22 protein-coding genes are annotated in these 23,171 nt (G+C 74.8%); 11 read left to right on the top strand and 11 right to left on the bottom strand.

Annotated features, from left to right (window positions below; genetic code table 11):
• Positions 1-27: 27 nt before the first annotated feature.
• Positions 28-618, bottom strand: coding sequence for a class I SAM-dependent methyltransferase (locus HLA93_RS04285; protein WP_222193068.1), 591 nt, complete (start codon positions 616-618; stop codon positions 28-30).
• Positions 619-632: 14 nt separating this feature from the next.
• On the bottom strand, positions 633-2,270 hold the full coding sequence (locus HLA93_RS04280; protein ID WP_222193067.1) for a lytic murein transglycosylase: 1,638 nt from the start codon (positions 2,268-2,270) through the stop codon (positions 633-635).
• A 463-nt stretch (positions 2,271-2,733) separates the two neighbouring features.
• Here HLA93_RS04280 and HLA93_RS04275 point away from each other — a divergent pair, with 463 nt between their 5' ends.
• The gene (locus tag HLA93_RS04275) at positions 2,734-3,036 is read left to right on the top strand and encodes a DUF4190 domain-containing protein (protein ID WP_222193066.1); all 303 of its coding nucleotides are present in this window, start codon (positions 2,734-2,736) and stop codon (positions 3,034-3,036) included.
• Positions 3,037-3,152: 116 nt separating this feature from the next.
• On the top strand, positions 3,153-3,566 hold the full coding sequence (locus HLA93_RS04270; protein WP_222193065.1) for a hypothetical protein: 414 nt from the start codon (positions 3,153-3,155) through the stop codon (positions 3,564-3,566).
• 4 nt (positions 3,567-3,570) lie between these two features.
• Here HLA93_RS04270 and HLA93_RS04265 read toward each other — a convergent pair whose 3' ends face one another.
• Entirely contained in the window at positions 3,571-4,704 is a 1,134-nt protein-coding gene (locus HLA93_RS04265) for an NAD(P)/FAD-dependent oxidoreductase (protein ID WP_308127936.1), read from the bottom strand.
• A 24-nt stretch (positions 4,705-4,728) separates the two neighbouring features.
• Positions 4,729-5,124, bottom strand: a complete 396-nt coding sequence (locus HLA93_RS04260) for an ArsR/SmtB family transcription factor (protein ID WP_222193064.1) — start codon at positions 5,122-5,124, stop codon at positions 4,729-4,731.
• A gap of 87 nt (positions 5,125-5,211) precedes the next feature.
• Here HLA93_RS04260 and HLA93_RS04255 point away from each other — a divergent pair, with 87 nt between their 5' ends.
• The gene (locus HLA93_RS04255; RefSeq protein WP_222193063.1) at positions 5,212-6,927 is read left to right on the top strand and encodes a SpoIIE family protein phosphatase; all 1,716 of its coding nucleotides are present in this window, start codon (positions 5,212-5,214) and stop codon (positions 6,925-6,927) included.
• 22 nt (positions 6,928-6,949) lie between these two features.
• On the opposite strand, the gene HLA93_RS04250 is transcribed toward HLA93_RS04255, so the two are convergent.
• Complete coding sequence (locus HLA93_RS04250; RefSeq protein ID WP_222193062.1) at positions 6,950-7,792, bottom strand: helix-turn-helix transcriptional regulator; 843 nt, start codon at positions 7,790-7,792, stop codon at positions 6,950-6,952.
• Between the two features lie 101 nt (positions 7,793-7,893).
• Here HLA93_RS04250 and HLA93_RS04245 point away from each other — a divergent pair, with 101 nt between their 5' ends.
• Entirely contained in the window at positions 7,894-8,589 is a 696-nt protein-coding gene (locus HLA93_RS04245; RefSeq protein WP_246625817.1) for an SDR family NAD(P)-dependent oxidoreductase, read from the top strand.
• 86 nt (positions 8,590-8,675) lie between these two features.
• Here HLA93_RS04245 and HLA93_RS04240 read toward each other — a convergent pair whose 3' ends face one another.
• Positions 8,676-9,503, bottom strand: coding sequence for an SDR family oxidoreductase (locus HLA93_RS04240; RefSeq protein WP_222193061.1), 828 nt, complete (start codon positions 9,501-9,503; stop codon positions 8,676-8,678).
• Between the two features lie 102 nt (positions 9,504-9,605).
• Between HLA93_RS04240 and HLA93_RS04235 the strand changes: the two genes are divergently transcribed.
• The gene (locus HLA93_RS04235) at positions 9,606-10,592 is read left to right on the top strand and encodes a helix-turn-helix domain-containing protein (RefSeq protein WP_222193060.1); all 987 of its coding nucleotides are present in this window, start codon (positions 9,606-9,608) and stop codon (positions 10,590-10,592) included.
• On the opposite strand, the gene HLA93_RS04230 is transcribed toward HLA93_RS04235, so the two are convergent.
• From HLA93_RS04230 to HLA93_RS04220, 3 genes are all read right to left on the bottom strand, one after another.
• The gene (locus tag HLA93_RS04230) at positions 10,523-12,181 is read right to left on the bottom strand and encodes a M48 family metalloprotease (RefSeq protein ID WP_222193059.1); all 1,659 of its coding nucleotides are present in this window, start codon (positions 12,179-12,181) and stop codon (positions 10,523-10,525) included. The two genes, HLA93_RS04235 and HLA93_RS04230, sit on opposite strands and share 70 nt — an antisense overlap.
• A gap of 264 nt (positions 12,182-12,445) precedes the next feature.
• The gene (locus HLA93_RS04225) at positions 12,446-13,648 is read right to left on the bottom strand and encodes an HNH endonuclease signature motif containing protein (RefSeq protein ID WP_222193058.1); all 1,203 of its coding nucleotides are present in this window, start codon (positions 13,646-13,648) and stop codon (positions 12,446-12,448) included.
• Between the two features lie 317 nt (positions 13,649-13,965).
• Positions 13,966-14,577: a TetR/AcrR family transcriptional regulator gene (locus HLA93_RS04220; RefSeq protein WP_222193057.1), complete on the bottom strand. Its 612-nt coding sequence runs from the start codon at positions 14,575-14,577 to the stop codon at positions 13,966-13,968.
• 127 nt (positions 14,578-14,704) lie between these two features.
• Between HLA93_RS04220 and HLA93_RS04215 the strand changes: the two genes are divergently transcribed.
• From HLA93_RS04215 to HLA93_RS04195, 5 genes are all read left to right on the top strand, one after another.
• Entirely contained in the window at positions 14,705-15,268 is a 564-nt protein-coding gene (locus HLA93_RS04215) for a hypothetical protein (protein ID WP_222193056.1), read from the top strand.
• Positions 15,265-16,668 (top strand): dihydrolipoyl dehydrogenase family protein, encoded by a 1,404-nt coding sequence (locus HLA93_RS04210; RefSeq protein WP_222193055.1) that lies wholly within the window; start codon positions 15,265-15,267, stop codon positions 16,666-16,668. The genes HLA93_RS04215 and HLA93_RS04210 overlap by 4 nt, the downstream gene beginning before the upstream one ends.
• A 107-nt stretch (positions 16,669-16,775) precedes the next feature.
• The gene (locus HLA93_RS04205) at positions 16,776-17,183 is read left to right on the top strand and encodes a YciI family protein (protein WP_222193054.1); all 408 of its coding nucleotides are present in this window, start codon (positions 16,776-16,778) and stop codon (positions 17,181-17,183) included.
• Positions 17,180-18,343 carry an RNA polymerase sigma factor gene (locus HLA93_RS04200; RefSeq protein ID WP_222193053.1) on the top strand — a complete coding sequence of 388 codons (1,164 nt, stop codon included), beginning with the start codon at positions 17,180-17,182 and terminating at the stop codon, positions 18,341-18,343. The genes HLA93_RS04205 and HLA93_RS04200 overlap by 4 nt, the downstream gene beginning before the upstream one ends.
• Before the next feature lie 55 nt (positions 18,344-18,398).
• The gene (locus tag HLA93_RS04195; protein WP_308127935.1) at positions 18,399-18,767 is read left to right on the top strand and encodes a VOC family protein; all 369 of its coding nucleotides are present in this window, start codon (positions 18,399-18,401) and stop codon (positions 18,765-18,767) included.
• A 134-nt stretch (positions 18,768-18,901) separates the two neighbouring features.
• On the opposite strand, the gene HLA93_RS04190 is transcribed toward HLA93_RS04195, so the two are convergent.
• Entirely contained in the window at positions 18,902-21,079 is a 2,178-nt protein-coding gene (locus HLA93_RS04190) for an MMPL family transporter (RefSeq protein WP_222193052.1), read from the bottom strand.
• Complete coding sequence (locus HLA93_RS04185; RefSeq protein WP_222193051.1) at positions 21,076-21,954, bottom strand: helix-turn-helix transcriptional regulator; 879 nt, start codon at positions 21,952-21,954, stop codon at positions 21,076-21,078. Before HLA93_RS04185 ends, HLA93_RS04190 begins: the two co-directional genes overlap by 4 nt.
• A 209-nt stretch (positions 21,955-22,163) precedes the next feature.
• On the opposite strand from HLA93_RS04185, the gene HLA93_RS04180 reads away from it, so the two are divergent.
• The gene (locus tag HLA93_RS04180) at positions 22,164-23,153 is read left to right on the top strand and encodes an SDR family oxidoreductase (RefSeq protein ID WP_222193050.1); all 990 of its coding nucleotides are present in this window, start codon (positions 22,164-22,166) and stop codon (positions 23,151-23,153) included.
• Positions 23,154-23,171 lie beyond the last annotated feature (18 nt).

The following is a 23,171-nucleotide window of genomic DNA, read 5'->3' as shown; positions in this document are numbered from 1 at the left end:
CAGGTCCGGGTGGCGTCGCGCCCGGCATCAGGGCCGGACGGCGCGCACCAGCCAGCGGTCCTCGGCGTCGTCGACGCCGGTGCAGGTCCAGCCGGCGGCGGCCAGCAGCGCCCGGATCCGCGGCTCGGCCCGGACGTCGTCCGGGCTCAGCTCGCGGCCGTGCCGTCGGGCCAGCGCCGCCCGGCCGACCGGGTGGAACAGCCCGAGCCGCGCCCCGGCGCGGGCGACCCGCGCCAGCTCCTGGAGTCCCGCTGCCGGGTCGGGCAGGTGCGAGACCAGCCCGGAGGCGAAGACGACGTCGAACGTCGCGGGAGGGAACGGCAGCGCGGTCACGTCCGCCTGCACGAGCCCGGCGAGCCGATCGCGACCCCTCCGCCGCGCCTCGCCGAGCATCTCCGGGGTCAGGTCCAGGCCCACCAGGGCGCCCGCGGGGCCGGTCGCGTCGCGCAGCACCGGCAGCGCGCGGCCGGTGCCGCAGGCGGCGTCCAGGACGGCGTCGCCCGGCTGCACGTCCAGCTCGGCGACGGCCCGCTCGAACCGCGGCCCGTCGTCGGGGAACTTTTCCTCCCACCCCGCGGCCCGGGCACCGAAGAACGTCCGGCTCTCCCCCGCGGTCACCGACCCGGTGCCGGTCAGCCGTTCGCGCCGGCCGGCTCGGCGCTCGCCGGCTCGGCGCTCGCCGGTTCGGTGCTCGCCGGTTCGGTGCTCGCCGGTTCGGTGCTCGCCTCGCCAGCGGCCGACTCCCCCTCAGCGGCCGGCTCGGCGGTCGGGCACGGCAGGCCGGTGAAGGCCCGGACGGCCTCGACCAGCGCAGCGGAGTCGTTGCTGCCGAGCACCACGGTGATCCGCTCGACCGGCTCGACCCGCAGCAGGTCGGTCAGGCCCAGTGCCTCGGCCAGCGAGCGGGCCTCCGCCGCCAGGCTCTCCGGGTACGCGATCCCCGAGGCGGGGCCGTCGGCGGAGTCACGCGCCTCGCCGATCGTCAGTCCGCCGTCCGTCAGCCGGGTGACCACCTCCGCGGCGGCCTCGGGCGAACCGGTGCCGTTGACCACGTCGACGGTGAGCGCCGCCACCGGCTGGTCCGCGGTCTCGCACGGGGTCGGCCCAGGAGCCGGTTCCTCGACCGGCGGCTCCGCAACGGGTGGCTCCTCGACCGGCGGCTCCTCGACCGGCGGCTCAGGCGCAGGCTCTTCCACCACAGGCGGCTCCGGCGCGGGCTGCTCCACCACCGGCGGCTCCTCGACCGGCGGCTCCGGGGCGGGCTCCTCCACCACCGGCGGCTCCGGCGCAGGCTGCTCCGGCGCCACCACCGGTGGGCGGTCGGCCGCGGACACCGGCGGCTCCGGCAGCGCCGGCGGCCGGGACGGGTCGACCGGCGGCAGCTGCGGCGCCGGGCCCGCCGGGGTCGGCACCCGCGGCGGCGTCGTCCCGGCGTAGGTGGCGGCCAGCGACAGCACCGACGCGACGTAGCTGTCGGAGTGGTTGTAGGCGAAGACGGCACGGGCCTGGCCGGCCGGCGTCGACAGGTCCTTGCCCGCGGCGCACAGGTAGTCGCCGGCCGCCGCGGCGGCGTCGTGGATGTTGAACGGGTCGCGGCGGCCGTCACCGTTGCCGTCGGCGCCGTAGACGGCCCAGGTGGTCGGGATGAACTGCATCGGGCCGACGGCGCGGTCGTGCACGGTGTCGCCGTCGAGGCGGCCACCGTCGGAGTCGGTGATCCGGGCGGTCCCGCCGCTGCCGGTCAGCGGGATGCCGATGATCGGCGGGCTCGACAGCCCGTCGGTGTGCAGGGTGGCGCCGGCGAAGCGGCCGTGGTTCGACTCCACCCGGCCGATCGCGGCGAGCAGCGTCCAGGAGATGCCGCAGTCGGCGTTGGCCTCGGCGGCGGCGGTGTAGGCCTCCATGGCCGTGGTCGGGATGCCGCTGCTCGCGAGCGGGGAGCTCGCGCCCGACCGGTCGGACGCGGAGGGGTCGTGGTCGAGGTCGGCGCTGCCGTACCCGTCGTCGGCCCCGGTGCCGTCCGGGGTGGAGCTCATGGTGTCCAGGTCAGGGTCGGCGGGTCCGGCCACCCGGGTCGATCCGCCGAACAGCCGGGACAGCGAGCCCTGGGGCTCATCGGTCTCGGCGCCGGCCACCACCGGTTCCCAGTCGGGGTGCATGCCGGGGGCGGCGCCCGCGGCGGGCAGGAAGGCGACGAGCGCGGTGGTGACACCGGCGGTCACGGCGATCCCGCGGCCGCTCGGGAAGGGACGGCGGTGCCGCGGGCTCATGCCCGGGCTCCGCGGCGCGCTCGGGCGCATGGCCGCTGCCGCAACGCGAGGTCAGGCACCAGTTCCCCCTGTGGCCGTCCAGCTGTCCACGCCCGCGCCGTGGGCACCCGGGGGCGCCGATGACCGCGGACGAGGAGAACGTTAAGCCGGGCGCACCCTCAGCACCATGCCCAGACGGTGAACTCCAGGGGGCGGATCACCCGGCGGCCGGCGTCGCCGGGTGCCGCACGGTGTGCCGCCGCGCAGTCTGGCTTGGGCACCGTGCCCATCCCGCCTCCGACGACCGGTTGCTCACAACCCAGAGTGACGGCCGAGCGAGGTGACAGTGCGTGAGATGTCCAGTTCAGCACCCTGTTCGACCCACCGTTCACCCGATCGGGTGAACGGTGACTAGATCGACACTGACGCTGGGTAAGGGGCCGCCGCGGCAGACCGCCGACACCTTCCGAGCAGAGGAACGACGATGACCCACAGCACGAGTCAGACCGCTCCCTCCAGCAACACCCCGACCAACCGCAGCAGCAACGGCCTGGCGATCGCGGCGCTGGTGTGTGGGCTCGTCGGCCTGGTCTTCTTCTCGATCATCCTGGGCCCGCTGGCGCTCATCTTCGGCCTCGTCGCACTGAACAAGGCCAAGCACGGCGCTGCGCACCGCGGCATGGCCATCGCCGGCACCGTGCTGGGCCTGGTCGACATCGTGCTGTTCGTGGTGCTGGTGGCCCTCGCCGCCGACAACGGCGGCTACTTCAGCTTCACGGTCGGCTGACGCCGACCTCCCCTGCGGGGCCAGGGCCACTCGGCCCTGGCCCCGTCGCACGTGTTGGTCGTCTCGCGCACGCCCCGGCCGCCGGACCCGGTCGCCGGCCCGAGTGGAGGTCCGCCGTGGTCTACCGACCGGTGCGAGGTGCGCGCTGGCTGCTGCTGGCGGTCCTCGCCGTCTTCTCCGTCGCGGCCGTGGGTCTGGTGGTCGCCACCGTCGGTGGGAACGGGCCACCGGTCCTCTTCGTCGCGGCCTGGCTCGCCGCGTTCGGCTGGAACGCCTACTGGTGGGGCGTCCGCACAGCCGTCGAGGTACGGGTCGACGGCCCGACGCTGACGTGGCGCACCGTCGTCCGCTCTGCCGAGGTGCCGCTGCACGACGTGCTGCGGGTGCGACCGAGCCGGGCCTCTCGGCAGCTGGCCGTGATCGAGCTGCGCGAGGCGCGACGGGTGCTGGTGCCGGTGCGGTACGGCTTCGGCGCGCTGGAGCGGGCGATCCTGGCGGGGGCGCCCGGCGCCAGCGTCGAGGAGTCCTGACCGGTCAGCCGAACCGGGCGGGCCGGAAGGCGGCCAGCAGGGGGCTGGGTGCTCCGTCGACGATCTCGCCGGCCAGGAGCTCACCGGCGACGAGCCCGAGGGTCGCCCCGCTGTGGCTGAAGGCGACGTGCAGGCCGTCGAGCCCGGGCACCGGTCCGAGCACCGGGTGCCCGTCACCGGGGATCGGCTTGCGCCCGACGCCGTAGGAGGCACAGCTGAGCTCCGGCCGCCCGGCGAGCACCTGCGCCGCCTCGTGCAGGAGGCCCTGCACCGTGGCATCGGGGACGTCGAAGGTGCCGTCGTCCCGGCGCACGACCTCCGCCTCCGACCAGGCGGCGTCCATCACCAGCGCGCCGTCCGGAGCCGGGCGCAGCGCCACCCGCGGGGTGTTCAGCACCGTGCGCAGGCCGTGGTCGACCTTCGGCGTCCGCACCAGCAGCGCGTTCGAGGTGGCGTCGGGGACCCGGACGCCGAGGTCGGCCAGCGCCCCGGGGACGGCGGCACCGGTGGCGAGCAGGACGGCGTCGGCGGCGAGGACGTCGCCGGAGCCGGTGCGGACGCCGGTGACCCGACCGCCCGCGACGACGACCTCGCAGCGGCCCGCGGCGGTGCGCACCGCTCCCCCGGCGGCGACCAGATCGCGGGCGAGCTGGTCGATCAGCGACGGCAAGTCCACCCAGCCCTCGTCCGGGTTGAACAGCGCACCGCCGTCCGGAACGGCACCGGCGTCGACCGCGGGAAGCCGCTCGGCGACGTCCGCACGGCTCAGCCACTGCGCCGGGTAGCCGATCTCGCGCTGGTGCTCGAAGGAGGCCCGGACGCCGTCGCCCCAGCGGAGACCGCCGTCGAGGGCGACCCGCGCGGCCGAGTCGGGGCGCGCGGCGAACGCCCGGTACCGGTCGAGGCCGAGCATCCGGAGGCGGTGGTACTCGGCGGGGAAGTCACCGGCCGAGTTCAGCCAGGCCAGCGACCGTCCGGAGGCGCCGCCGGCCAGTGCGCCGTCCGTCACGAGCGTGACCTGGGCGCCCTTGGCGGCCGCCTGGGCCGCGGTCGAGACCCCGAGCACTCCCCCGCCGAGGACGACGACCCGCGGTCGGCTGGAGCCGTCGGTGCGCACCACCCCCGCAGTCTCGTGCACCGGCGCGGAGCCCGGCGAGCCCGGTCAGGCCTCCGACGCGGTCGACGCCCCCCGGACGGAGTCAGCCAGCGCCACCGCATCGTCCGCGCCGCTCAGTGCCTGGAGCAGCACCTGCCCCTGCCGGAGGTGGACCGTCAGCATCCGGCGAGCGACCCCGAGCAGTTCCGCGGTCTGCGGATCGCAGAGCCTGCAGATCACGTTGTTGCCCGCCCGCCGGCTGTCCACGATGCCGGCCTTGCGCAGCACGCTGACCTGCTGCGAGAGGTGCGACAGCTCCAGGCCGGTGGCCTCGGCCAGCGCGCCCACCGTCTGCTCCCCCTCGGCCAGCAGCTCGAGCACCCGGATCCGGGCGGGGTGCGCGAGCGCCTTGAAGAGGTCCGCCTTGGCCTCGGCCAACGGTCGACCGGGAGTGAACGGCATGACGGTCATCGTACGAGCGAGGCACCGTCCAGCTACTTGATAAAGTCATCAAGTTCGCAACACGACTCGACCGGGTGACGAGGTGCAATGGCGCGCTGGTGGCGCACAGGCGGCGAGGTCGAGGACACCGGGGCCGACGACGCGCAGACGCTCGAGACCATGCCGATCGGACTGATCGAGCTCGACACCGAATGGTCCGTCCGCTTCATCAACGCCGCGGCCGAGCGGATGGTCGGGTACTCGCGCAACGACCTGCTCGGCCGGTCCTACTGGGCGGCGTTCCCGGCCAACGTGGACAACGAGTTCGGCGCCGCCTTCCGGCGGGCGGTCACCACGCGGGAGCCGCAGAGCGTGGAGGCGTTCTACCCCGAGCCGCTGAACCAGTGGTTCGAGGTGCAGGCCGTACCGACCCCCCAGGGGCTGTGGCTGTACGTCACCGAGGTCACCGTCCGTCGCCGGGCCGGCGAGCGGCTGGCGCTGCTCTCCCGGGTCAGCGACGAGCTGGTCGGCACCTTGAACGCACCGGCCGCCGTGGGCCGCATCCCCCGGGTGATGGTGCCTGCGTTGGCCAGCTGGGCGACGGTCACGTTGCTCGGCGAGGACGGCGGCCTGCGGGACGCCGGCGGCTGGCACGCCGACCCGGCGAAGACGCCCCTGGTGTTCCGCTACAGCGCCGCCGCCCAGGAGTCGTCCCCCACGACGGCTCCGGTGCTGCGCGCGCTGACCACCGGCGCTCCCGTCACGGTCACCACTGCGGAACTGACCGGCCCGGCGCTGGGCATGGTGGCCACGGGCACCGCCCGCGAGATGCTGCAGGTGCTCGCCCCCGCCGCCATGGTCGTGCTGCCGATCCGTGGCCGGGACCGGGTGCTGGGCGCCCTGACCCTGGGGCACGACCGGCACCGGCCGGTGGACCCCGCCGACGTGGCCACCGCGACCGCGGTGGCCGAGCGCGCCGGGCTGGCGCTGGACAACGCCCGGTTGTACGAGCAGCAACGGCGGCTGGCCGAGGAGCTGCAGCGCAGCATGCTCACCGCGCCGCCGGAGCCCGACCACGCCGAGATCGTCGTCCGGTACCTCCCTGCCGCGGAGGCCGCCCGGGTGGGCGGCGACTGGTACGACGCGTTCCTGCAGCCCGACGGCGCCACGGTGCTGGTCATCGGCGACGTCGTCGGCCACGACACGACGGCCGCGGCGTCGATGGGGCAGCTGCGCAGCATGCTGCGGGGCATCGCCGTCACCGGGGACGCGAGCCCGGCGCAGCTGCTGGCCCAGCTGGACGCCGCGATGACCCAGCTGCAGCTGCACACCTACGCCACCGCGGCGCTGGCCCGCTTCGAGCAGAGCCCGGACGACCTGGAACGCGGGATCACCCGGATGCGGTGGGCCAACGCGGGCCACCCGCCGCCGCTGGTCATCCACCCCGACGGCACGGTCGCCGAGCTGGCGAGCTGGCGGGGCGACCTCATGCTCGGCGTCGACTCCACCGCCCAGCGCAACGACTCGGTCGTCAGCCTGGACCGCAACACCACCGTGCTGCTCTACACCGACGGCCTGATCGAACGCCGGGACGCCGACCTCGACGACGGCATGAGCCGGCTGCGCGCCGCCGCCGCACAGCTCGCCGGCCTCCCGCTGGACGAGCTCTGCGACCGGCTCATCGAGCAGCTGGTGGAGACCACACCCGAGGACGACGTGGCCCTGGTCGCGATCCGCCTGCACCGGCAGGACCGTCCCCGGCCGGACGAGGCCGGTCCGCGGATCATCCCGCCGACCGTGCCGGAGGACCCCGCCGGCACCTGACGCCCGCCCCGACCGCCCGACCTCAGGACCCGGGCGGTCGGTTCGCCGCGACCTCGACCGTGCCCAGGGTCCGGACCAGGTCGAACCGGGAGGCGTCCTCGGTGCCCGGTTCTGCCGTGTAGGTGACGATGCGCAGGTCGGTGCCGAGCACGGTGAACACGTCGCAGTCCAGCGTCACCTGGCCGACGAGCGGGTGCACGAAGGTCTTCGCCTGGAACCGGTGCTCGACCACCGTGCCCTCGGCCCACAGCTGGGCGAACTGCGCGTCGTTCTGCAGGTCGGCGAGCAGCGCCCGCGCGGACGGGTCGTCCGGGTAGCGGATCAGTGCGCTGCGCAGGTCGGCGACGAGGGCCCGTTTGTGCCGTTCCCGGTCGCCTTCGCTCCACACGACCTGCGGGGCGCGGCCGGCGAACTCCGCGGCGACCAGGTTCAGGCCGGGTTCCATCTCGCCCAGCAGGGCGCGCCAGGCCGCGTTGGCGGTCAGCAGGGTCCAGTGCGCCGTCCAGACGCCGACCGCGACGTCCGGGAGGCGGGCGAGCAGCCGCTGCACGCTGGCCGGGATGTGCGTGGGAACGGCGCTGGGCAGCGGAGCCGGCAGGCCGGCGGCGAGGTACAGCTGGTCGCGCTCGAGGTCGGACAGCTGGAGCACCCGGGAGAGCGAGCCGACGACCTGCGCCGAGGGTCGGTCGGCGCGCCCCTGCTCGAGCCGGACCAGGTAGTCGACCGACACCCCGGCCAGCAGGGCGACCTCTTCGCGCCGCAGCCCCTTGGTGCGGCGCTGCCCGGTGGGGAACCCGACCGCGGCGGGTTGCAGACGTTCCCGCCAGGCACGCAGCAGTGCGGCGAAGTCCCCTCGATCGGCCATGGGCTCATCGTCGTCCACCGCGGGCGGGCTGGGTGGTACTGCCAGTCATACGGTCGAACGGCACCAGCCGACGCCCCCCGGACGGGCGCACGGTCGGTGCCATGACGACGACATTGATCACTGGCGGCAACAAGAGCCTGGGCTTCGAGACGGCCCGGCGGCTGAAGGAGCACGGGCACCGGGTGGTCATCGGCGCCCGCGACGCCGACCGCGGGCAGCGCGCGGCCGAGGAGCTGGGCGTGGAGTGGGTGCGCATCGACGTGACCTCCGACGAGTCGGTGGCCTCGGCGGCGAAGGAGGTGCGCGAGCGCTTCGGCGGGCTGGACGTGCTGGTCAACAACGCGGGCATCGCCGGGCCGATCGGCCCGGTGGAGGACTACACCGCCGCTGACCTGATGGCCGTGCTGGACACGAACACCGGTGGGATCGTCCGGACGACGCACGCCTTCCTCCCGCTGCTGCGCGCGTCGGCGGCGCCGGTGATCGTGAACGTGTCCAGCGGGCTGGGCTCGTTCGCCGCGCGCTCCGACGAGTCCCGCATCGAGCACTCGGTGCCCTCGCTCGGCTACTCGGCGAGCAAGGCGGCGGTCAACATGCTCACCTCGATCTACGCCCAGTTCCTCCCGCAGCTGCGGGTCAACACCGTGGACCCGGGCTACACGGCCACCGACTTCAACGGCCACGCCGGCCCGCAGACCGTCACCGAGGGCACCGACGCGATCGTCGCGATGGCCACGATCGGCGCAGACGGCCCGACCGGCACCTTCACCGACCGGCACGGCGCCGTCGGCTGGTGACGCTCCGCCTGGGCCCGGGCTGTTCCCGGCCGGGCCCAGGCGGCGCGGGGCGTCGTCCGCTGGGCACCCCGCGCCGACCGTTCCCGTCAGGAGTCGGTGACGGCGGCGGTGCCCCGCTGCGCGCGCACGTCGGCCAGCCGGGCTTCGAGGGCCGCGGTCATCCCGGCCCACGAGTCGCTGCCGAGCACGAGGCGCAGCGGCGCGGGGTCCCGGTCCACGCTGTCGATCATCGCGGCGGCCATCCGGGCCGGGTCCCCGATGACGCCGGGCGGGCCGCCGTCCCGGAAGGCGCGGACCGCCGCCGCCGGCGAGCCGTCGTAGGCGTCGAGCGGCTCGGCGAACCGCAGCCCGCTGGAGCCGAAGTCGGTGCGCGCGGTACCGGGCTCGACGATGGTGACGCCGATGCCGAACGGTGCCACCTCGGGGGCCAGCGCCTCACAGAAGCCCTCGATCCCCCACTTCGAGGCGTTGTACAGCGAGGAGCCGGGCCACGCGGCCTGGCCGGCCATCGACGACAGCTGGAGCACCCGCCCGCCGCCGGCGGCGCGCAGGTGCGGGAGCGCGGCGCGGATGAGCTGGACGGAGCCGAGCAGGTTGGTGTCGAGCTGGTGGCGGACCTGCTCGTCGCTGAGCTCCTCGGCCGCGCCGAACAGCCCGTACCCCGCGTTGCTGACGACGACGTCGAGCCGGCCGAAGTGGGCCTGCGCGTCGTCCACGACCGGGCGGATGCGGTCGGTGTCGGTGAGGTCGAGGCGCTGGACGGCGAAGGTGTCGGGGTGGGTGTCGAGGAGGTCCGCGACCGCGTCGGGTCGCCGGACGGTGCCGACGACGCGGTCGCCGCGGGCGAGGAGCTGCTCGGCGAGCTGGCGGCCGAAGCCGCTGCTCACCCCGGTGATGAGCCAGGTGCGTGTCATGCGCCCAGCGTCGGGAGGCGGCGCGCCGGCAACCAGGCCCCCGGTGAGGGGGGTGCCGGCAGGGACAGGCAGCGGGGCGCCGCGGCGACCTACGGTTCGAGCATGGCGGAGAACCTGATCGGCGAGTACCTGCGGGCCAGGCGCGAGCAGGTGCGTCCCGAGGACGTCGGGGTCCCCGTGACCAACCACCGCCGCGTGCCGGGCCTGCGCCGCGACGAGCTGGCGATGCTCGCCGGGGTCAGCACCGAGTACTACACGCGCCTGGAGCAGGGGCGTGACCGCCATCCGTCGGCGCAGGTGCTCGACGCGGTGGCGCGGGCGCTGGGACTGGACGGCGCGTCGACCGCCCACCTGCACGACCTGGCGGACCCGGCACCCCGACGCCGGCGCGCGCAGCGGCGTGCCGAGCGGGTGCGGCCGAGCGTCACCCAGCTGATCGCGTCGTGGGAGCACACGCCGGCCTTCGTGCAGGGCCGCCACCTCGACGTGCTGGCCGCCAACCGGCTGGCGGTGGCGTTGTCCCCGCTGTTCACCCCGGGCACCAACCTGCTGCGCACCGTGCTCCTCGAGCCAGGCTCGTTCGGGTCCACGGCCGAGCTGGAGGCGGCCGCCGTCGACCTGGTCGCCGTGCTGCGGAGCGCCGCCGGCCCGGACGTCGACGATCCGCGGCTGGCGGAGCTGGTCGGCGAGCTGTCGGTGCGCAGCGACCTGTTCCGGCGGCTCTGGGCGCGCCACGACGTGCGCCGGCACCCCGGCGGCGGCGTGTACCGGATGCAGCACCCGCAGGTCGGTGACCTGGAGCTGCGCTACGACAAGTTCTCCGTCGCGGACGCCGACGACCAGGTGCTGGTGGTGTACCAGGCCGAGCCGGGTTCCCGGTCGGCCGAGTCGCTGGCCCTGCTCGCCACGATCGCCGGTGCCGGCGACGAGGTCGGGCACCCCGGCGACGACTCGCAGTCGCCGGTCGTCTCCCGGCCGGGCACAGCCGTCAGTGCCGCACCGGCGCTCGTCCGCCGCCCTCAGGCGCCCAGTGAGAGGAGCAACCAGGCGGCCCCGCCGGCAGCGGCGATGAGGACCGAGACCGCGTAGGCAGCGACCCACTGGAAGCCGCGGACGCGCGCACCGCGGTCGGGCACGAGCTCGCGCAGTTCCAGCACGGGGGCGGGGCTGCGCCGGTACCAGCCGCGGACCACGACGTCGGTGTCCAGCAGGTCGGGCACCCGGAGCAGGCCGAAGAGGCTGCGCGCGAAGGGCCACGGCTGCAGGTACAGCACCGGCACGAACCCCGACTCGTCCTGGACGACGAGGTCGGGGCTGAGCGCGTAGCCCGGGGTGCCGCGGCCGATCACCCGCCCGCGCAGCTCGACGGGCAGGCCGGTGACCGGGCTGGCGTCGAGCCTGGTGAGCAGCTCGGTGACCCGGGCCTGGGGTCGGCTCGGCCCGAGCGGCCGCGCGAAGGCGGTGCGGACGAACAGCGCCGCGCCGCCGACGGTGGCGGCCTGGGCGAGCAGCAGCCAGTCGTCCAGACCCCAGGCGACGGCGCCGACGAGCAGGGCGATGAACGGCAGGTACCGCACCGGGAGCTCCAGCCAGAAGCGGCGCCGCGCCCGGGCGAGCTCAGGGCCCTCGCACGACTCGGCCACCGCCCGCGCGCTCCAGCGCTGCGGGGCACCGGGCAGTCCGCTGTCCTCCAGGGACGCGATCCGCCGCACGATCAGCGGGTGGGTGCTGAAGAGCTGGGTGAAGCGGGCCCAGGGGTTGCAGGTGTCCCAGCGCAGGGCGCCGATCACCTCCATCGGCTCGAGCCCGCGCTCCCGGGCGGCGAGCACGGTGGCACCCTGCGCCTGGTCGGCGATGCCGAGCACCCCGACGGCCCGCACCCGCTGGTGCCGCCGGTCCTCCTTGGCCAGCTCCTTCTGCCGTTCCTTCTGCTTGCTCTGCTTGGCCTCGTGCGCGGCGGCCGCCCGTTCGGCGTCCACCTGGCCCATGCCGTAGCCGATCTTGACCAGGGCGGAGCAGAGCGCGTCGCCGTGCCCGGTGACAGAGCAGCTGTAGTGGTCGGCCCCCAGCTCCCGTGCCCGGCTCAGCGAGAGGACCACCAGCTGGGACAGCAGGTAGCCGAGGAACCCGATCACCGCGGGGATCGCCGTGTTGGCGTTGTTGCTGCTCCGCAGGGATAGGTACACGTAGTAGAGGACGACGGGCACGGTGCCGGCGATCGCCATCACGACGACGTCGTTCTGCCGCACGTGGCCGACCTCGTGGGCGACGACGGCGTCCAGCTCACGCTCGTCGAGGCGCTCCAGCAGTCCGCGGGTCACGTAGATCCGGGCGTTGCCGCGGGTGTGCCCGAAGGTGAAGGCGTTGGGCGTGCCGTCGTCGACGATGCCGAGTCGCACCGGGCGGACGCCGGCCTCGGCGCAGCGCCGGGCGACGAGCGCACCGACCTCGTGGTCGGTGTCGTAGCGGTCGCCGGTCCAGGCGATCCGGGTGGCGGGGATGAGCCACTGGATGAGGTACGGGGCGATCGCGTACTGCGCGGCGACGACCACGACGGCCAGCACGATCGGCACCCAGAGGGGCGCACCGAGGAGCAGGAGAACGCCCCCGCCGGCAGCGAGCAGCGCTCCGAGCAGGGTGAGCGAGATGGCGGAGTGGCGGAGCACGTAGCCGGTCATGGGTGGCTTCCCGAGCGTCGACGACAGAGCCGTGGTGCCTGGTCCCCCCGCTCCCCGCAGCATGATCACGAGTCGCGCCGGGGACAGGCTCTCCTGGTCAGGCAGCGCCCGCAACCGCTGCCGGTGAGCGTTGCGAACCGGGTTCCGAGGCGCGACCGAGCCCCGGAGCGGCGGTTCCGACGCTGATCGGTGTCGTGGCCCGACGCAGCGCGCCGCTGTCCGGGCGCGTTGGGCGCTGCCGGACGCCCGGAGATCGGACCCGCGTCAGGCCATCAGGGGGCCGATGAGGATCTCGGTGCCGTCGGGTCGCCAGGTGCGCCATCGGCCGCCGGGATCTCGCTCGACCCGGAACCCGTGATGGACCTTCGTGTGGTGCCGTTCGCACAACAGCGCCGAGTTCTCGAGGTTGGTCTCGCCGCCGTGCAGCCAGTGGACGAGGTGGTGGACGTCGCACCACCAGGACGGGGCGCCGCAACCGGCGAACACGCAGCTCTTGTCGCGCTGGTCGACCGCTCGGCGGAGGCCGGGGGTGACCACGCGGTGGTGCCGGCCCAGGTCCAGCGGGGTGCCGTCGGGGCCCATCACGATGCGGGAGATGCTCGCGTCGCAGGCGATCCACCGGGCGCGGGCGGCGGAGATCGTCGCCCCGAACCCGGTGCTCGCCGCCCTGGCCCCAGTGGCGGGGTCGACCAGGTCGTCGAGGTCGATGCCCACCACCACGTGCGGCTTCACCGTGCGCAGGATCGGCAGGTCGCCCGAGGCCAACTGGTTGTCACACAGCTGCACCAGGGCATCGGCGTTCTGCTGAGCTCGGGTCCGCTCATCACCCCTGGGGCGGTCGGCCTGCACGATCGACTCGATCGCCGCCTGCACCTTCTCCCCACCCACCGCATCCAGGTCGAACCGGCCGGTCACGCTCCCGTCGGCGTGCGTGGCGATCGTCAGCCGACGGCCCTCTGTCGGGTCGGGCTCCGGGCCGTCGGGGTCCAGCGCGTCCTCGAACGCCTGCACCGCAGCCACCAGCGACTGGTGCGGCGACTCGGCCGCCACCTGCGCCCACACCTGATCGAAGGCGGCCAGGTCGATGCCCTGCTCGGCTGCCCGGGCGACCTCGGACTCCCCCACCTTCTCGGCCACCACGTTCACCTGCGCCGCGGTCACCAGCCCCTCGGCGAACCTGGCCGACAGTGCCGGGAAGTGCTCCAGGGCCCGCCCCGACCGCAGGATCCGCGAGGCGTCGGCCGGGGCCAGCCGGGTGTGCCCGATCAGCCACGAGCGCATGCTCTTCAACCCGTCACGCTCAGCGGCCTGGGTGGTGTCGGCGCGGCGCACGGTGCGGGTCAGCTCCGCGGCGACCCGGTTCTGCACGGCCACCAACTCGGCGATCCGGTCGAGCACGCCGCCGTCCGTCAGACCGTGCAGCTCCTCGGCCGCCAAGGCGTCGAGAGCCGACATCGACTCGCTCACGACACCTCCCGACACGGTTCGAACGTGTGTTCGAAGTGTACCGCCGAAGAGGAGGCCACACAACGCGAATCCCCAGGTCAGGGCTTGGTCCACAGATGTTCGAGGCGTGTCGACAGGCCGCCGGAGAGCACGGCCCCCGATGCCCGACGGCCAGGAGCACCCGGATCTCCGCACGCCCGTCGCTTCCTGCCAGCAGGCCAGCGGGACGACAAGAGCGAGGGCGTCGTGACGGCTGACCCGGCCACCCGCACCGTGTGGTTCGCGGCCGCACCCTGACACCCGTCGAGCACCGTCCCCGGCGAGCACAGCCGGGAACGTCAGGCGTCGCTGAGCGCCGGCGCAGCCGCCGTGAGGATCGAGGTGAAGGTGGCGCCGAGGGCGTCGGCCACGGACGACGGGTCGTCGAGGTAGCCGTTCACCATCGCCCCGTCCCTCGCGATCATCAGCTGCCGCGCGGTGGCGTCGACGTCGTCCACGCCCGCGTCCTCGGCGATGGCGGCGAACGCCGCGAGCGTCCACCGGCGGTGCGCGGCGACCACGCTCCGGACCGGGTCCTCGGGGTCGGAGAACTCCGCCGCCGCGTTGATGAACGGGCAGCCGCGGAACCCGGCGGCGCAGCTCGCGGCACCGATGCCGGCGGCGAGCGCGCGCAGTGAGCTCAGCGGGTCGTCCGGGCGGCGCTCCCCCTCGATCCAGGCGCGCTCACCGGCGGCCTGCTGCTCGAGGTAGGCGACGACGAGCTCGGCCTTCGTGCGGAAGTGCCGGTAGAAGGTCACCTTCGTGATGCCGACCTGCTCGATGACTCGGTCGGCGCTCGTCGCCCGGATGCCCTGCGCGTAGAACAGCTCGTTCGCCGCGGCGAGGATGCGCGCCCTAGTCGCCGACCCCGACGGGGCGCGTGTCGCCGGTTCGGCAGCCTCGCTGGTCACGTCTCGCGCTCCTGTTCTCGCCCGGTGCTTGTCGCCGGGCCGCGGATGAGTCTATGGTCGCCTTGGTAGACGAACTAGTAACTCTACCCATCCGCTCACCAGCTCGATCCCACGAGAGAGAACCCTGATGACCACCCTGGCCCCGCCGGCCCTGTCGCCGTTCATCGCGACGCTGCGCCGCCTGTACCTCCTCCGCGCCGTCTTCGCCGTCGTCTGGGCAGCGGTCCTGCTCGGCACCTCCCCCGACCCCGGGCCGTCGCTGGCCGCCCTCCTTGCCGTCTACCCCCTCGCCGACGCGGCGGCTGTCCTCTGGCAGCTGCGGGCCGAGGGCGACGCGCCCGGCCCGCGCGTGGCGGAGTGGGGCAACGTGCTGGTCAGCCTGGTCGTCGCCGTCGCCCTCGGCTGGGCCGGGACGGACTCGATCAGCACCGCGCTGGCAATCTGGGGTGCGTGGGCCGCGGCCTCCGGCATCACCCAGCTGGTCACCGCGGTGCTGCACCGGAGCGCCGGCGGCCAGGTGCCGCAGATCGTGAGCGGTGCCATCTCGGTGCTGGCCGGCGCCGGCTTCATCGCGCAGTCGGCCCAGGACCCGACCAGCATGGCCGGCGCGGGCGGCTACGCCGTCCTCGGTGGCGTCTTCTTCCTCGTCTCCGCCGTCCGCCTCAACGCGCTGCTGCGGCGGACGGCGTGAGCGCCGACCACGACCTGATCGTCGTCGGCGGCGGCCCCGTCGGGGAGAACGTCGCCGACTACGCGACCAAGCGCGGCCTGCGGGTCGCGGTCGTCGAGTCCGAGCTCGTCGGTGGTGAGTGCTCGTACTGGGCGTGCATGCCGTCCAAGGCACTGCTGCGCAGCGGGCACGCCGTCCGTGCGGCGCGACGGGTGCCCGGGGCCCGGGAGGCGGTCGTCGGCCCGATCGACGCCCGCGCCGTGCTGGCCCGGCGGACGTCGTTCACCGGCGGCTGGGACGACAGCGGGCAGGTCCGCTGGCTGGAGTCCGCGGGCATCGACCTGATCCGCGGCCGCGGCCGCATCGCCGGCCCGGGCGCCGTCGAGGTGGACGGCCAGGTGTTCACGGCCCGGGCGGTCGCCCTCGCGACGGGCTCGGTCCCGGTGCTGCCCGCCGTCCCCGGGCTCGCCGACGCACGCCCCTGGGGCACGCGCGAGGCGACCGCCGCCGACGCCGTCCCGCCGCGGCTCGTCGTGATCGGCGGCGGGGTCGCCGGCCTCGAGCTGGCGTTCGCGTTCACGTCGCTGGGCTCGCAGGTCACCGTGCTGTCCCGCGGCTCGCTGCTGGAGCAGGAGGAGTCCTTCGTCGGCGAGCACGTCGCCGCTGCGCTGGCCGCCGAGGGCGCCGACGTGCGGCTGGGCGTCACACCCACCCGCGTCGACCGGGACGCCGACGGGGTCGTCCACGTCGTCCTGCCGGACGGCGCCGTCCTGGATGCCGAGGAGCTGCTGGTGGCCACCGGGCGCCGGCCGCACACCGACGGCCTGGGCCTGGAGACGATCGGGCTCGACCCGGCCGCGCGCCTGCAGGTGGACGAGACGATGCGCGTCGCGGGCACCGACTGGCTCTACGCCGTGGGCGACGTGAACGGCCGGGCGCTGCTCACCCACCAGGGCAAGTACCAGGCGCGCGCCGCCGGCGAGGCGATCGCGGCGCGACTGCAGGGCAGGCCCGTCGACGACGGGCCGTGGGGCCGGCACGCGGCCACCGCCGACCACACGGCGGTGCCGCACGTGGTGTTCACCGACCCGGAGGTCGCCAGCGTCGGGCTCACCGAGGCGCGCGCCCGTGACGCTGGGCTCGCCGTCCGGGCGGTCGAGTACGACGTCGGCTCCGTCGCCGGCGCCGCGCTGCAGGCGGACGGCTATGCCGGTCGCGCCAAGCTCGTCGTCGACGAGGACCGCGGCGTCGTCGTCGGTGCCACGTTCGTCGGTCAGGACGTCGCCGAGCTGCTGCACTCCGCGACCATCGCGATCGTCGGCGAGGTGCCGGTCGACCGACTCTGGCACGCCGTCCCCGCGTACCCGACGATCAGCGAGGTCTGGCTGCGACTGCTGGAGGCCCACGGCCGACCGGACTGACGGCCACGGCTCCCGGTTCTCGGCACGGCGATGTCGAGAACCGGGAGCCGGTTCCGTCCCTGGTGTGTCCGCGGCCACGATGAGCCGCACTGCCGAGGAGGAACACGATGGCCAAGTACCTGATGCTCAAGCACTACCGCAGCACCTCGAAGTCGCTCGACTGCGCGCCGATGGACCAGTGGACGCCGGACGAGGTCTCGGCCCACATGCAGTACATGAACGACTTCGCGGCCAAGCTGACCGAGACCGGCGAGTTCGTCGGCGGGCAGGCCCTGGCTCCCGAGGGAGTGTGGGTGCGGTACGACGGCGAGGGCCGCCCGCCGGTCACCGACGGGCCGTTCGCCGAGACCAAGGACCTCATCGCCGGATGGATGGTGATCGACGTCGACAGCTACGAGCGCGCCGTCGAGCTGGCCGGCGAGCTGTCGGCCGCTCCCGGACCGGGTGGGGAGCCGATCCGCGAGTGGCTGGAGCTGCGGCCGTTCCTGGGTGCGCCGCCCACCATCACCGAGTGACCCCACCGGTGGACGACGTCCTGGTGCGGAGCCTGGTGCCGGGCGTGCTCGGCGTCCTCGTCCGCCGCGGAGCCGACTTCGCGGCGGCCGAGGACGCCGTCCAGGAGGCGCTGGTCGAGGCGGTCCGCAGCTGGCCGGCCGCCCCGCCGCGGGACCCGAAGGGCTGGCTGGTCACCGTCGCCTGGCGCAAGTTCCTCGACGCGACCCGGGCGGAGACCACCCGCCGTCGCCGGGAGGAGGCCGTCGCCGACGAGCCACCGTCCGGACCCGTGCCCTCGACGGACGACACGCTGCAGCTGTACTTCCTCTGCGCCCACCCGTCGCTGACGCCCGCGTCGGCGGTGGCGCTCACCCTGCGCGCCGTCGGCGGGCTGACCACCCGGCAGATCGCCGCGGCCTACCTGGTGCCCGAGGCGACGATGGCGCAGCGGATCAGCCGGGCCAAGCGCACCGTCTCCGGCATCCGGTTCGACTCCCCCGGCGACGTCGCGACCGTGCTGCGGGTGCTGTACCTGGTGTTCAACGAGGGCTACTCCGGGGACGTCGACCTGGCCGCGGAGGCGATCCGGCTGACCCGGCAGCTCGCCGCCGCTGTCGACCACCCGGAGGTGGCGGGGCTGCTCGCGCTGATGCTGCTGCACCACGCCCGGCGGGCAGCTCGCACCGCGGACGACGGCAGCCTGGTGCCGCTCGCCGAGCAGGACCGCCGCCGGTGGGACACCGCGCTGATCAGCGAGGGAGTCCAGGTGCTGCAGGCCGCCCTGGCCCGGGACCGGCTGGGCGAGTACCAGGCCCAGGCGGCGATCGCGGCGCTGCACGCCGACGCACCCACCGCCGCGGAGACCGACTGGGTGCAGATCGTGGAGTGGTACGACGAGCTGGTCCGGCTGACCGGCAGCCCGGTGGTGCGGCTCAACCGCGCGGTCGCCGTCGGGGAGGCCGACGGTCCGCGCGCCGGCCTGGCGGCGCTCGCCTCGGTGGACGCCTCGGTCCCCCGCTTCGTGGCCGTCCAGGCGTACCTGCACGAGAAGGACGGCGACCGGACGACGGCGGCGCGGCTCTACGCCGAGGCGGCCGCGAGGGCGGGCAACGCGGCCGAGCGCGACCACCTCACGCGCCAGGCGGCCCGGCTCAACTCCCCAGGACGCCCGGGACGATGACTTCCGCGCCGTCCCGGAGTCGGTGCTGCGAGACGACCGACCAGGAGGAGACCCCGTGCCCACGATCCTGCCCATGGTGCTCACCGCCGACCCGGAACGCCTGCGGGACTTCTACGTCGATGCCCTGGGCGCCCAGGTGGTCGAGCGGACCCCGCCGGAGGACGACGGCGACCCGCCCTTCTTCCTCAGCCTGCGCATCGGCGACTCGGCGCTGGGGCTCATCCGGGAGGCCGAGCCGCCCGCCGGCAACCGGGTGCTGCTGGGCATCGACGTCGCGGACGTCGACGCGCTCCTGGACGCCGTCCGCTCGCACGGTGGCTCGGTCACCGGTGGGCCGACGGACATGCCGTGGGGCATGCGGGTGGCCCACGTGAGCGACCCGGACGGTAACCCGATCAACCTCCAGTGCCCCGTCGAGGGCTGACGCCGGCCGCGTGAGGGGGCTTCCCGGCATCCGTCCGGCGTCCGGCCGCAGCAGCCGGACGTCGGAAGACCCGACAGCGTCGGCTGCCGGGCCCTCCCCCGCCGGTGCGACCGGCGGGACCTGCGCTGGTCGACTCAGGCGGGCACCTCCGTGCGCTCCTCGTGCCGGGGGCCGGGCACCGTGGCCGGCGGCCCGTCCACGCGGTCCTCGTCGGGCGCCTCGGCCTCGATCCTGGGCAGGAGGCGGTCGAGCCAGCCGGGCAGCCACCAGCTGCGCCGGCCCAGCAGGGTCATCGTGGCGGGCACGAGCACCATCCGGACGACGGTGGCGTCGAGCAGCACCGCGACGGCCATCCCGAGGCCCAGCTGCCGGACGACGAGGTCGGCCTCGGTGGCAAAGCCGAGGAACACGACCACCATGACGGCCGCGGCCGTGGAGATGACGCGTCCGGTCCCGGCCACGCCCTGCACGACGCTGGCCCGGGCGTCGCCGCTGCGGAGCCAGTGCTCGCGGATCCGGGAGAGCAGGAACACCTCGTAGTCCATCGAGAGGCCGAACAGGATGGCGAACATCAGGATCGGCAGCCAGCTCGACACCGGCATCGCGTGGTCCAGGCCCACCAGGTCGGTGGCCCAGCCCCACTGGAACACCGCGGTGACCACGCCGTAGGCGGCCCCGATCGACAGCAGGTTGAGCGCTGCCGCCTTCACCGGCACCACCACCGAGCGGAACATGGCGGCCAGCAGCACCATCGACAGCGCGACGACGAAGCCGACGACCAGCCACAGCCGGTCCGACAGCAGCACGGAGATGTCCGAGAACATCGCGGTGCTGCCGGTCACCTCCGCGCCGTCCAGATCGGTGCGGAGCTGCTCCAGGAGGGCGGGGGTGCGCTCGTCGGCCGGGCCGAACGCCGGCTGCGCCTCGAGCACCGCCACCTGCCCGTCGGGTGAGACCACCGGGCCGCTCACCGCGACCACGTCGTCCACCGCCCGCAGCCGGTCGGCGGCCGCGGCGACGCCCTCGTCACCGACGGCGGCGCGGTCGACCACCACGGTGAACGGGCCGTTCGCACCGGCCCCGAACTCGGCGGCGATGAGGTCGTAGGCCTGCCGGGTCGTGCTGTCCGCGGCGTTGTTCGAGACGTCCCGCGGGAAGGTCCGCATGTCGAAGGCTGGCGCGGCGAGCGTCCCGACTAGGACGAGCGCGGCCAGCGCCCACGGGACCGGACGGCGGGCGACCGCGGCCGCCCACCGTGCCGACAGCGGGGCCCGCGCCGGTCGCGTCCGCCGGGGCGGCAGGCCCCGCCGCTCCCGCCGGGGCAGCAGCCGGCGGCCGAGCAGCCCGCAGAACGCCGGGACCAGCGTCAGGGCGGCCGCAGCGACCGCCACCACCGAGATGCCGGTGGCGAAGCCGTAGGAGGAGTAGATGGGCACGCCGGCCAGCGGGAGCCCCATCAGCGACACCAGCACGATCGCCGCCGCGAACACCACCGAGCGGCCCGCGGTGACGGTCGCCCGCCCCGCGGCCTCGATGACCGGTACGCCGGCGCGCAGGTGCTCGAGGTGCCGGGAGACCAGCAGCAGTGCGTAGTCGATGCCGACGCCGAGGCCCACCATCACCGCGACCGTCGGGGCGGTGGTGCTCACATCGGTCACCGCGGCCAGCAGGGTGACCCCGGCCGCGGAGACGCCGAGGCCGGCGAGGGCCACCAGCAGCGGCAGCCCGGCGGCCACGACCGTGCCCAGCACCAGGACCATCAGCACGAGGGCCACGGCGACGCCGACGACCTCCCCGGTGCCCTGCACCTCCTCAGGCGAGGTGTTCGGCAGCTGGCCGCCGAGCTCCACCTGGAGCCCCTCCCCCACGCCGTCCACCGCGGTCTCCAGCGCCTCCACGCCGCGGCCGCCCGCGAGGTCGGGATCGGTGACCGGCACGTCGAACACGACGGCCAGCAGCGCGGTGTCGCCGTCCTCGGAGAAGCGCGGCGGCGCGACCGACGTGACGTGGTCGACGTCGGTCAGCCGGGCGGTCAGCTCGGCGACGTCGGTGTCGCTCACCTGGCCGCCGTCCGGGTCGTGCACGACGACCTGGGCGGAGCTGCCGGCCGCGCCCGAGCCGGGGAAGTGCTCGCGCAGCTGCTCGATGCCGGTGAGCGCGGGGGCGCCCTCGACGTCGAAGTCGTCCTGAGGCGTGCCCCCGAACGCGCCGCCGGCGACGGTGGCCATGGCGGCGGCGAGCAGCCAGACGGTGAGGGTGCGCCACGGGTGGGCGGCGGTCACCCGGCCGAGGCGGTGCAGGAAGCGGGTCATGACTCGTCCCCGAGGTCGGCGCCGGCGGGCGCGAGCGAGAGGGACTGGGCGCCGATGACGGTGAGCATCTGCAGCTTCTCGTGGCTCTCCGTGCCGGGCGCCGCGGTGTAGACCATCAGGCGGTGGGCCTGGTGCGGGTCGACGAGCGTCTGGCAGTTGAGCTCGATCCGGCCGACCTCCGGGTGCTGGTAGCGCTTGACCTCGTCGAGGTGGATGCCGACCTCGTGCACCTCCCAGAGCGAACGGAACTCCTCGCTGCGCTCCAGCAGGAGGTCGGCCAGCTGCGCCGCCTTGGACCCGGGCCCGCGCAACGTGACCAGGGTGCGGAGCCCGGCGGCGTAGGTGCGCGACATGTGCGCGTGGTCCTCCGGCACGTACAGCGCGCGGGCCGCCGGGTCGGTGAACCAGCGGTAGCCCCGGCTGCGCGCCGGCCCGGTGTACCGCATCGCGTCGCCGACGAGGGCGACCCCGGGCGGCGTCTGCCGCAGGGTCTCGCCGACCTCGGTGACGATCTCGGCGGGGGTGTCGCCGAGGCGGTCGAAGATCCGCAGCAGACCGGGGCTGATGTGCTCGCTGGCCGGACCGCGCGGCGGCGGCTGGTGCCCGGCCAGCCGGTACAGGTGGTCGCGCTCGTCGATCGACAGGTGCAGTCCCTGCGCGATCGAGGCGATCATCTGCGCCGACGGCTGCGGGCCACGCTCCCGCTCTAGGCGCGTGTAGTAGTCGACGGACATGTGGCACAGCGCCGCGACCTCCTCCCGGCGCAGGCCGGTGGTCCGGCGGCGCGGCCCCCGGAGCACGCCGACGTCCTCGGGTTGCAGCGACTCCCGGCGGCCCCGCAGGAACTCGGCTAAGCCGGCTCGATCGATCGCCATGTGCGGTCCTCTCGGTGTGCGTTCCGCCGGCCCCGTTGGGCTCGGCGGTGCTGTGTCTACCGACGCTCCTGAGGCGGAGCCACGGCCTGACGATCCCCCCTTGGGCGCCCCGGACGGGGGGATCGGCAGGCCCTGCCTCCCGGCGCCGCGACCGGCGACGGTGGTGCCACGACGCGATCAGCGCCCCCTTCGAACCCAGGAGTCCAGCGATGGCCCGCACGATCGACATCCCCCTCCCCGACCTGTCGGGGAAGCGCGCAGTGCTCACCGGAGGCAGCGACGGCATCGGCCTCGTCCTCGCCCGCCGCCTGGCCGCCGCGGGGGCCGACCTGGTCCTCCCGGTCCGCAACCTGGGCAAGGGGCAGGCAGCGGCCGCGGAGATCCGGGCACGGTTCTCCCAGGCGCGCATCACCCTGCACCAGCTCGACCTGTCCTCGCTCGACTCGGTCGCCGCCTTCGCCGCTGCCCTGGTCGCCGAGGGCCGGCCGGTCGACGTCCTGGTGAACAACGCCGGCGTCATGACCCCGCCGGAGCGGCGGACGACGGCCGACGGGTTCGAGCTGCAGTTCGGCACGAACCACCTCGGCCACGTCGCGCTCGTCGCCGGGCTGCTGCCGCTGCTGCGGGCCGGCCGGGCGCGGGTGACGACGCAGCTGAGCGTCGCCGCCAACCGCAACGCGGTGCACTGGGAGGACCTGCAGTGGGACCGTTCCTACGACCCGATGCGGGCCTACAGCTCGTCGAAGATCGCCGTCGGCCTGTTCGCGCTGGAGCTGGACCGCCGCAGCCAGGCCGCCGGCTGGGGCATCACGAGCAACGTCTCGCACCCCGGGATCGCGCCGACGAACCTGCTCGCCCCGCGCCCGGAGATCGGCCGGCCCGAGGAGTCGCGCGAGATCCGGTTGATCCGGCGGCTGTCGCGGTGGGGCCTCGCGGGGACGCCGGAGACCGCGGCGCTGCCCGCGCTGCTGGCCGCGACCTCCCCTGACGCCGGTGGCCGGTTCTACGGCCCCAGCCGGTTCCAGCACATGAGCGGGGCGCCGGCCGAGCAGGCGCTCTACCGGCGGCTGCGCAGCACCGAGGACGCGCAGCGCATCTGGGGGGTGTCCGAGCAGCTGGCGCGGGTGTCGTTCCCCGACGGTGGTGCGGACGCCGGGGCCGGGCGGCCGGTACGCGGCATCGCCCGTGACCGGGTCTGACGCCGGCGTGCGGGACGA

Source organism: Modestobacter italicus (assembly GCF_019799965.1).
GTDB classification, from domain to species: domain Bacteria; phylum Actinomycetota; class Actinomycetes; order Mycobacteriales; family Geodermatophilaceae; genus Modestobacter; species Modestobacter italicus_A.
This window is presented reverse-complemented; position numbering and strand designations above follow the sequence as displayed.

Excerpts from the sequence above, each read along its gene's own strand:
- HLA93_RS04185 (WP_222193051.1), bottom strand. The coding sequence starts at position 21,954 with ATGGCGATCGATCGAGCCGGCTTAGCCGAGTTCCTGCGGGGCCGCCGG.
- HLA93_RS04260 (WP_222193064.1), bottom strand. The coding sequence starts at position 5,124 with ATGCCGTTCACTCCCGGTCGACCGTTGGCCGAGGCCAAGGCGGACCTC.
- HLA93_RS04205 (WP_222193054.1), top strand. The coding sequence starts at position 16,776 with ATGGCCAAGTACCTGATGCTCAAGCACTACCGCAGCACCTCGAAGTCG.
- HLA93_RS04180 (WP_222193050.1), top strand. The coding sequence starts at position 22,164 with ATGGCCCGCACGATCGACATCCCCCTCCCCGACCTGTCGGGGAAGCGC.
- HLA93_RS04240 (WP_222193061.1), bottom strand. The coding sequence starts at position 9,503 with ATGACACGCACCTGGCTCATCACCGGGGTGAGCAGCGGCTTCGGCCGC.
- HLA93_RS04255 (WP_222193063.1), top strand. The coding sequence starts at position 5,212 with ATGGCGCGCTGGTGGCGCACAGGCGGCGAGGTCGAGGACACCGGGGCC.
- HLA93_RS04230 (WP_222193059.1), bottom strand. The coding sequence starts at position 12,181 with ATGACCGGCTACGTGCTCCGCCACTCCGCCATCTCGCTCACCCTGCTC.
- HLA93_RS04215 (WP_222193056.1), top strand. The coding sequence starts at position 14,705 with ATGACCACCCTGGCCCCGCCGGCCCTGTCGCCGTTCATCGCGACGCTG.
- HLA93_RS04245 (WP_246625817.1), top strand. The coding sequence starts at position 7,894 with ATGACGACGACATTGATCACTGGCGGCAACAAGAGCCTGGGCTTCGAG.
- HLA93_RS04235 (WP_222193060.1), top strand. The coding sequence starts at position 9,606 with ATGGCGGAGAACCTGATCGGCGAGTACCTGCGGGCCAGGCGCGAGCAG.
- HLA93_RS04190 (WP_222193052.1), bottom strand. The coding sequence starts at position 21,079 with ATGACCCGCTTCCTGCACCGCCTCGGCCGGGTGACCGCCGCCCACCCG.
- HLA93_RS04275 (WP_222193066.1), top strand. The coding sequence starts at position 2,734 with ATGACCCACAGCACGAGTCAGACCGCTCCCTCCAGCAACACCCCGACC.
- HLA93_RS04250 (WP_222193062.1), bottom strand. The coding sequence starts at position 7,792 with ATGGCCGATCGAGGGGACTTCGCCGCACTGCTGCGTGCCTGGCGGGAA.
- HLA93_RS04280 (WP_222193067.1), bottom strand. The coding sequence starts at position 2,270 with ATGAGCCCGCGGCACCGCCGTCCCTTCCCGAGCGGCCGCGGGATCGCC.